Origin of the sequence: Nitrospira sp. BLG_1, assembly GCF_047338595.1 — a bacterium.
Taxonomy (GTDB): domain Bacteria; phylum Nitrospirota; class Nitrospiria; order Nitrospirales; family Nitrospiraceae; genus Nitrospira_D.
Genome location: NZ_JBLFBO010000075.1, coordinates 1 through 8,751, shown reverse-complemented (window position 1 = coordinate 8,751; position 8,751 = coordinate 1). Strand labels below are relative to the sequence as shown.

At 54.1% G+C, this 8,751-nt stretch carries 8 protein-coding genes; all 8 read right to left on the bottom strand.

The window, feature by feature from the left end:
- Nucleotides 1-117: 117 nt before the first annotated feature.
- Nucleotides 118-1,464: a glycosyltransferase 87 family protein gene (locus tag ACMTNU_RS19770; protein ID WP_413937013.1), complete on the bottom strand. Its 1,347-nt coding sequence runs from the start codon at nt 1,462-1,464 to the stop codon at nt 118-120.
- Nucleotides 1,465-1,574: 110 nt separating this feature from the next.
- A complete protein-coding gene (gene ispG, locus ACMTNU_RS19765; RefSeq protein ID WP_413937012.1) occupies nt 1,575-2,759 on the bottom strand; it encodes a flavodoxin-dependent (E)-4-hydroxy-3-methylbut-2-enyl-diphosphate synthase in 1,185 nt (394 codons plus the stop codon).
- A 37-nt stretch (nt 2,760-2,796) separates the two neighbouring features.
- Nucleotides 2,797-4,743 carry a 1-deoxy-D-xylulose-5-phosphate synthase gene (gene dxs, locus ACMTNU_RS19760; protein WP_413937011.1) on the bottom strand — a complete coding sequence of 649 codons (1,947 nt, stop codon included), beginning with the start codon at nt 4,741-4,743 and terminating at the stop codon, nt 2,797-2,799.
- A 424-nt stretch (nt 4,744-5,167) separates the two neighbouring features.
- The gene (locus tag ACMTNU_RS19755; RefSeq protein WP_413937010.1) at nt 5,168-6,364 is read right to left on the bottom strand and encodes a BamA/TamA family outer membrane protein; all 1,197 of its coding nucleotides are present in this window, start codon (nt 6,362-6,364) and stop codon (nt 5,168-5,170) included.
- A 28-nt stretch (nt 6,365-6,392) separates the two neighbouring features.
- Nucleotides 6,393-7,034: a phospholipid-binding protein MlaC gene (locus ACMTNU_RS19750; RefSeq protein WP_413937009.1), complete on the bottom strand. Its 642-nt coding sequence runs from the start codon at nt 7,032-7,034 to the stop codon at nt 6,393-6,395.
- 62 nt (nt 7,035-7,096) lie between these two features.
- Entirely contained in the window at nt 7,097-7,540 is a 444-nt protein-coding gene (gene mlaD, locus ACMTNU_RS19745) for an outer membrane lipid asymmetry maintenance protein MlaD (protein ID WP_413937008.1), read from the bottom strand.
- 12 nt (nt 7,541-7,552) lie between these two features.
- The gene (locus ACMTNU_RS19740; protein ID WP_413937007.1) at nt 7,553-8,311 is read right to left on the bottom strand and encodes an ABC transporter ATP-binding protein; all 759 of its coding nucleotides are present in this window, start codon (nt 8,309-8,311) and stop codon (nt 7,553-7,555) included.
- A gap of 2 nt (nt 8,312-8,313) precedes the next feature.
- Nucleotides 8,314-8,751, bottom strand: a 438-nt coding sequence (locus ACMTNU_RS19735; RefSeq protein WP_413937006.1) for an MlaE family ABC transporter permease, incomplete at its 5' end; no start/stop codon positions are given.

The following is an 8,751-nucleotide window of genomic DNA, read 5'->3' as shown; positions in this document are numbered from 1 at the left end:
GAACCGCTGCATCGCAGTTTTGCAGACTGCTCCCTTACCACTTGGGTACGGCGCCCCGGGAGCGGCATTATAAGCGCTTCGTTTTCTAGAACTCAAGACAAGAACGGCACAAGCGCATTAAATCTCATTCGTGACGGGACGAGAGGAAGGAAGCATCGACTGGGACTGGATAGTAGAGGAAGCCCCCTTACATTTTGTACTGAGAAGGAGTCCATACAAGATGAGCATGGCAAAACCGAGGTGGTGATAACTCTTCAGCGCTTCCCATCTGGCTCTCCCCACGACTTCATAGTTCAGTAACATGGTTAATACCACATAGGCCACCAACATCGCGTACCCCGTGCGGCTCAACGATCCGCTCATCTTTGTTGCGGCGGCTACAACGATACAGGCCGCTGGTATCATCCAGACGAGATGCTGGTCCCACGTGATGGGCGAAAGAAACAGTGCCAACAGGAGGACTCCCGCGCACTCTCGTCCCCATTCTGAATCTCCAGGCCCTTGAAACGTTCGCCGACTCGACCAGGCGAACAGTCCGACGATACCGAGTGCAGCCACCCCCACGATGGCATTCGCCAGCGGTGCGGGAAGATCCAACACCGGCTTGTAACTCTCATCGACTTGCCGCAATCGATGAGTTGGGGGATACGTCACGAGGTACCGTAGCATAGTATGGCGGAGAGAAAGGTTAGCCTTCTGCAGCTCATTTTCCTGTCGCCCCTCCACCTGTCGATCGAATACTGATAACACCGCATTGCTCGTCCATTCTATGTGATGATCCCACCAACTCGTCGGTCCCATGTAGAGAATGGGCAGCAGAATCCAAAGAACGGTCGCGAGGACCGTGTACGAGGCAAGCCGCCATTGCCGCTTCCAGAGAAACAACAGGACGAAGAGTGCAGGCGTAATCTTCAGGACGATGCCGAACCCCATCAAGGCAGCTCCGAGTCGCTCTCTCCCAATCCAGATTGCGTAGACAGCGCCGGTTATAATCCCTAGCAGCATGAGGTGCGGGCCACCGTCGTCGAGATCGTTCAGGATGAATTGCAGGGTCAATGCTCCTGCACCGACTCCCACCAGCAGCCGACTCCACGGTTGCGGCTGTGACAAACCGCATACCATCCGGTGGAAAAAGACAATTGTCATGACCAAGCAGCCGATGGCCACGGCATAACGAAGCGCCAGGCTCGGATTCCGGTCGAGCATGAGCAAGGGAGCGAAGTAGATGCCGGTGGTCGGCAGATACATGTAGCAGTAATCGTTGGCGTAGAGATATTCCCCGGTGACAAAACGTCGCCCGATTTCGCGATGGATATCGATGTCACGGAAGTGATACGACCGCCCGAAGGAAATAATGTAGCCGTGTACGACCGCAGCAATAGTAAGGCCGAGCTTTGCTAGTCGGATGAAGAAGGGAGACTTGGCGAGATCACAAGTCCAATGGATGATCGATTGCAATTGCATGCTGCCACGCACAGTGACATGCGCCGAAACCACACGTCAATTGTTTCTTTGAGCAGCCATGTCCAAAGGAAAACTGAACAGGTGCGAAACGCCGTAGTGCGAGAGCTGAACTACCTGTGAGGCAGGACTGGAATTTCTTTGCCGAGCGTTGAGGGCTGATCGCCCTGAGGAATAACAGGTTCCCATCCGTTGGCAGCAACAGAAGCAACCGGCTCGCCGCTCCCCTCCGCTTCTTTTTCCTTCGCGAGCTGCTCCACTTCCATAATCAATGTGTCCATTAATTCTTCCATTGGAACTTTTCTGACAAGCTTCCCCTTCTTGAACAGAATACCTTTCCCTTCACCACCTGCAATGCCGATATCGGCCTCTTTCCCTTCTCCGATCCCATTCACGACACAGCCGAGCACGGATACGTTCAACGGAGTCTTAATATGGCCGAGCTTCTTCTCAAGCTCGTTCGCCATACGGACGACATCGATTTCAACTCTTCCGCAAGTCGGACAGGCGATAACATTGATTCCCCGATGGCGCAGCTCAAGCGACTTCAGAATCTCGTAGCCGACCTTCACTTCTTCGACCGGATCGGCGGCAAGCGACACCCGCAACGTATCTCCGATGCCCTGCGAGAGAAGATATCCAAGACCCATGGCCGACTTCACCGCGCCGGTCATCGCCGTGCCGGCTTCGGTAATGCCGATATGCAACGGATAGTTCGATTGCATCGCAAAGAGGTAGTAGGCATCAATCGCATGGTGCACATCGGATGCTTTGAGCGACACCTTCATATTGGTGAAGCCGACATCCTCGAGCGAACGAACGGCATTCAACGCCGACTCGGCCAAGGCCTCTGGGGAGGGCCAGCCGTATTTCTCCAGCAAGTGCCGCTCGAGCGATCCGCCGTTTACCCCGACACGGATCGGAACGCCGTTGTCGTTGACCGCCTTGATGACTTCTTCGACTTTCCACCAGGCGCCGATGTTGCCTGGATTAATACGGACGCAATCGACGATCTTTGCCGCTCGCAAAGCGAGACGATGATCGAAATGAATATCCGCGATCAACGGCACCGTCATTGCGGCTTTGATCTTCGGGAGGGCGGCAGCTGCTTCTTCGTCCGGCACGGCAACACGGATGAGTTCGCATCCGACTTCTTCGAGCCGGCGGATCTCCTCGATGGTCGCGTCGGCATTACGCGTATCGGTCGAGCACATCGATTGCACAGACACCGGAGCATCGCCACCGATCTTTACCGTGCCAACTTGAATCTGCCGAGTCTTTCGTCTCGTAATATGCATCTAGTGGCTCGCCTTACCCTTTACTGCTCACGTTCCTTTAACTCCCTTGTTCATCTCCATGCGGAAGATGACCGGCATGTGTAGTCCCGGCAAAGTGCACTTTTTCTGCCGTCGCCTTCCCGAGGAGCTCTTTGACACTTTGATAAATGCCTTCTGCCGTCAGTCCATATCGCTCCCGGAGCAAATCTTGAGGTCCCTGCTCAATGTACCAATCAGGCAAACCAAGGACCTTGGTTCTCACATTGGAAACACCGGACTCCGCCAGCGTCTCGAGCACCGCAGAGCCGAACCCGCCCATCTTACAGCCTTCTTCAACCGTCACGACATACCGAACCCGTTTCGCCACATCCACGACCAGTTCCTGATCGAGCGGCTTCACAAACCGGCTATTGACGACCGCCGTAGAGACGCCTTCCTCGCTGAGTCGCTTCGCGGCCTCCATCGCCTGCCATACGGAGACCCCGATTGCCATGATCGCCACATCCGTCCCATCCTTCAGCAACTCGCCTTTCCCAATGGGGAGCGTGTGCGGAGCCGTGTCCATCTTGACGCCCAGGCTCACTCCTCGCGGATACCGGACTGAAATCGGGCCATTATAATCCAGAGCTGTTTTCATCATATGCTGAAGCTCGTTCTCATCTTTTGGCGCCATCACGACCATGTTGGGAACGTGACGCAAGAAGGCGTAGTCGAACGCGCCGTGGTGAGTGGTGCCATCCTCAGCCACAAGGCCACCACGATCGATGCAGAATGCCACAGGAAGATTCTGCGTCGCCACGTCGTGCACGACTTGATCATAGGCCCGCTGAAGAAACGTCGCATACATCGCCACGACCGGCTTCAGCCCTTGCGCCGCAAGCCCTGCCGCAAATGTCACGGCATGCTGTTCAGCAATCCCGACATCGTAGAGACGATCGGGGAATTCTTTCTCGAACGCGGTCAAGCCTGTGCCTTCACACATGGCCGCCGTGATGGCGACAATGCGTTTATCTTCACGGGCCAATTTGACCAAGGTATCCATTGCGAACGCCGTGTATGAAGGGCGCGCGGCTTTTTTCGCGGGGGTGCCCGTCTCGCGAACAAACGGCGGGCAGGCATGGAACCATACAGGATTCTTCATGGCCGGCTCATACCCCAGTCCCTTCTTCGTAATGATATGGAGAAGGACCGGTCCCCTCATTTTCAGTACGTTCTCGAGTGTTGGAAGGAGATGTTCGAAGTTGTGCCCATCGATAGGACCGCTGTATTGAAACCCAAGCTCCTCGAACAGCAATCCGGGAAGAATCACGCCTTTGGCAAGCTCTTCGGCACGACGGGCAAGCTTTTGCATATCACTGCCGATATGGGGGATCTTTCCCAGCAACTGCCCCGTTTCTTCACGCATCTTCCCGTAAAACTCGCCGGTAATCGTTCGGCTCAAGTAGGCAGAGATCGCCCCGACATTTTTTGAGATTGACATCTGATTGTCGTTCAGGATCACGAGGAAATCTTTGCCGAGCCCTCCGGCATGGTGCAGACCTTCGAGCGTCATACCGGCCGTCATTGCCCCGTCACCGACGACACACACGACTTTATGTTTTTGCTTCAGCTGTTCACGAGCTTCTACCATACCGAACGCTGCCGACACCCCGGTCCCGGCATGTCCAGCATTGAATGTGTCGTATTCACTTTCTTCCCGCTTACAGAACCCGCTCAACCCTCCATACTGGCGAAGCGTATGGAACTGTTCTCGGCGACCCGTGAGCAGTTTATGCGCGTAGGACTGGTTACTGGTGTCCCAGACAATCTTGTCGGTCGGCGTATCAAGGAGATACTGCAAGGCGACTGTGAGCTCAACCACCCCCAGATTTGAGGCCAAGTGTCCACCGACACTGGAGACCGCACCGATGATCTGCTCACGAATCTCTTGGCACAACGCCGGAAACCGGTCTGGAGATAGTCGTTTCAGATCAGCGGGGCTATGGATCTTTTTCAGGATGGACATAGATGCTCTCCTTCGTTTGTCTACCATCAGACGCTCACCGCCTTTGGCAGGAATACGCTACCTCTTCACATAATCAGGGAGCGAATTTCCGTGAAGTTTCACACAGAAACCACATGAAGTCAAGTACTTACGGAAGGCACACGGACATCAGAAACCACTCACGCTGTCCGCGACACGAACTCTACTGAAGTCATCGACCTCGCCCAGCTCGCAGCGAGCAGGATGCCAAAAGATCCTTGAGTTCCCTCGCGTTCAGAGGTTCAAGAGGCTCCACCAAATTAATCTCAGTGATTGCGCTGCACCTCATACCGGAAGGCCCCTTGCCGAATGCCATATTGAGCATCCTATCGGCTATTCAAAATTGACCTCAGGCACTCTGAGCTCTCAACTGTCATGCGGGCAGGAAGGGTTTGATGCCGGCTTACTAATATGGGAAATCCAATCCGGCAAAAATAGCTCCCCCTTCCTTACTGAAACCATAGTCGATCCGTCCCACGACGTTCGGGCGAATGATCCCTCGAAATCCGATGCCTGGCGTAATGCGATAGTCTTTGAAGCTGACATTTTTGAACGAGTTGAACACTTGGCCTGTGTCGATAAAGGGCGCAATTTCGAAATCGGCCATGACTCCCGCAAGACGTGCCCGCAGAATATGAATCCGTTCTTCGACACTGAAGGCAATCATCTGTTTGTCGATGTATCGATCCACACCAAAACCGCGCAACGTATTTTGTCCACCGAGCGAGCTCTGCTCAAAAAACGGCACGTCCGTGCCGATTGTCGCTTGCAGTTCTCCGTGCACCACCAAAATGGCCCGCTTGGACTCACTGGCGAACATTTTCTTCACATCAACCCCGTACCGTGAATAGAGTGGATGGTCGCTGTTCTTGAAGTTGTAGTTCAGCTCGGCATAGGCCGTCACCGCCATTCCATCGGTCGGCGTCACAAGATTGTTCCGAGTATCATAGTGGAAGCTGATCCGCTGGCCGAGTATGGTTGCTCCCCCGACGCCGGGAGCATTCGGGAAATTGGCCCCTGAAAACGGAAGGTCAGTCGCACCTTCCTGAATCGATTGCATATGGCGGAGCCGTTGGCTCACCGCAATCTGCGTCACTTCATTGGCGTAGACGCCGAATTTCCAATTCAATCTCGTCTCGGACGCCGTATAGTTTGTCTCATCATCCTTGTGTGTTGTGGGTCCCAGCCCGAAAAACCGGACCGTCGCATTCTTGAAATGCATCGCACTGAATCCAATACTGTATCGGCCGTTGCTGAATCCCGGGTCCACATAGCTCAACAAAAACTTCCTCTCGATCCGTTCTGTCCACGAAGCGATGCCTCGCAGCTCCTTTCCACCCGGCTCATACCGAAACAAATTAACGGTGCCTCGGGTTCCCACGATTGAGTTATAGACCACCATCGGCGCAACCAAATACTTGAGATCGCCATCCGGCCCAGTAAAGAGAGCCGGCACAATCAGTCCGATATCGTTGCCGTCGTTCTTGCTGCTGCTGACGGCAGGGATCGGGAACAGCTTGACTTCGGCCTGAACCTCGTTACGAGGCGCAAGACAAACGGTCGCGCACAATACAAAGACACAGCGAATCGCAAGGCTACGCATACACGTCGTCATCACTTCAGGACCGGCGTTATGGAGCCTTGAGCTTGTCGGATTTCTTGCGGAGCTGGTCGACGAGATCCGTGTAGGAAGAGGCACGAAGAATTTTCGTAAACTGTCCACGGTAATTATTCACCAAGCTGACATTGTCCACGACGACATCGTAGACCCGCCACTCATCGGCTCTATTGATCAATCGATAATCCAGAGGAATCTCGGTTTTCCCTGAAAGCACTTTTGTCCTGACTTCGGCATACTCTTTTTCCGTGCGCTCATTGAGATATTCCACACCTTCGCCGGAATAGGTCTCGATCTTATCAGCATACGAATTCGTCAATAAGGTCCGAAACAGATCGACGAACTCCTGTTTCTGTTGGTCTGTCAGCTGATTCCAGGGAGCGCCAAGAGCCCGACGAGACATTTCAGCATAATCAAATCGGGCGGCCACCACTGTTTCAAGCATGTGTCGACGCGCTTCAGTTTTTGCCGGTTGTTTGAGGTCTTTATCCCGTACGATCCGAAGCACTTCATCGATGGTCACCTTCATGGCTGCCGTTGGATCCCCCGCAGCACTTGGGATCGGTATGGCCACAATCACCATCGCCATGAGCACGAACACCACGACGGGCCAACGGAACATGACTCCACTGTTCCACCACTTCCTCATTGTCATATCCTCACCTGCTCCCTTAATACGGCGACTCATCCCTTCGTGCAGGAATCCATACGTTCAAATTAATTGACTTTCCCGTGCACATATTGACTCACCAGTTCCTCCAAATCGAGACCGGACTCGGTATCTCGAATGGTTTCACCCGGTTTCAACGGATCGCCCCCTCCACCCGGCGACAGCGCCAGATATTTTTCACCGATGATCCCTCTCGTCTTGATCGATGCAATCGTATCGGAATAGAGCTTCGTCCCATTGTGCAACCCCAGTCGGACGAGAGCCCGATCCTCCTTCAAGCTGATGGCCTTGACGCGGCCCACTTCAACGCCGGCGATTTCCACGGCTGCCCCGGATTTTAATCCTGTGGCGGAGTTGAACAATGCATCGACCTCATAGAGATCCCCACCGATCAGTTCCAATTTCCCAAGCTTGATCGAGAGATACCCCAGCGAGACGACCCCGATCAGTACGAATACACCGACGATCATCTCCAGTTTGGCCTTCTCCATCGCGACACTCCTTTAGCTTGTGGAACCGGAGTTTCCTATCAGCACCGTCCCTCCCACCGAAATAAACTCCCTGATTTCCGGATCAGTGGTTCGTTGAAACTCAGAGGGCTCGGCCATCGCCGCGATTTTCCCCTGTTTCAAGATCGCCACGTAGTCTGAAATCTCAAAGATTTCAGGAATTTCATGACTCACCATCACAGCGGTAAACCGAAACCTTCGCTGCATACTCGTAATCAGATCATGAATCGACTTGGCCATGAGGGGATCAAGTCCCGTGGTCGGCTCATCGAAAAGCATGATCTCGGGCTGCATGACCAGCGCGCGGGCCAGCCCTGCGCGCTTGCGCATCCCTCCGCTCAATTCTGCCGGAAATTTATGTCCCATCCCGGTCAAGCCGACTTGATCGAGTTTTTCCTCGACCCGGCTGGTCACCTCCTGTCCTTTCAATCGGAGCTTCTCCCGAAGGGGAAAGGCCACGTTTTCAAAAACCGTCAGCGAATCGAACAGCGCCGCTCCCTGGAACAACATCGCAAATCGCTTGCGCACCTCATTCAGCGCATGCCCACGAAGCCGCGAAATCTCCACGTTGTCGACCCATACCTCTCCAGAATCAGGCTGGAGCAAGCCGATCATGTGCTTCAGTAAGACACTCTTGCCTTCTCCGCTGCGCCCGATGATCGTCGTGAGTTTCCCTTCCGGCACCGCAAGATCGACGCCTCTCAATACCTGCTGCCCACCCAAGGTCTTCGTCACCCCGACAAGCTTCAACATGATTACAGATTAAAGAGAAGGGCGGTCAAAAAGTAATCCCACACGAGAATCAGGACCGACGACAGCACGACCGCCTCGGTCGTGGCATTGCCCAGCCCCTCGGCACTCATTTTGGTAAAGAATCCCTTATAACAACAAACCCAGCTGATAATCAGCCCAAAACTGATGGATTTCAGGATACCGCCGTAGACATCTTTCCACTCAACCGCAGACTCTATGGAATTCCAATACGTCCCGGCATTCACCCCTAGCAGCTCAACTCCCACAACGTGGCCACCATAAATTCCCACGACGTCAAAAATCGCGACCAAGAGCGGCACACCGATCAATCCTGCGACCAATTTTGGCGCAATCAGGTATTGGAGCGGATTGACGGCCATGGTGTCGAGCGCATCGATCTGTTCCGTGATCCGCATGATTCCGATCTCCGCCGTCATGGC

What these genes read in the sequence shown, in the direction of transcription:
- ACMTNU_RS19770 (WP_413937013.1), bottom strand. Translation starts at nt 1,464, where the DNA reads ATGCAATTGCAATCGATCATCCATTGGACTTGTGATCTCGCCAAGTCT.
- ispG (WP_413937012.1), bottom strand. Translation starts at nt 2,759, where the DNA reads ATGCATATTACGAGACGAAAGACTCGGCAGATTCAAGTTGGCACGGTA.
- dxs (WP_413937011.1), bottom strand. Translation starts at nt 4,743, where the DNA reads ATGTCCATCCTGAAAAAGATCCATAGCCCCGCTGATCTGAAACGACTA.
- ACMTNU_RS19755 (WP_413937010.1), bottom strand. Translation starts at nt 6,364, where the DNA reads ATGCGTAGCCTTGCGATTCGCTGTGTCTTTGTATTGTGCGCGACCGTT.
- ACMTNU_RS19750 (WP_413937009.1), bottom strand. Translation starts at nt 7,034, where the DNA reads ATGACAATGAGGAAGTGGTGGAACAGTGGAGTCATGTTCCGTTGGCCC.
- mlaD (WP_413937008.1), bottom strand. Translation starts at nt 7,540, where the DNA reads ATGGAGAAGGCCAAACTGGAGATGATCGTCGGTGTATTCGTACTGATC.
- ACMTNU_RS19740 (WP_413937007.1), bottom strand. Translation starts at nt 8,311, where the DNA reads ATGTTGAAGCTTGTCGGGGTGACGAAGACCTTGGGTGGGCAGCAGGTA.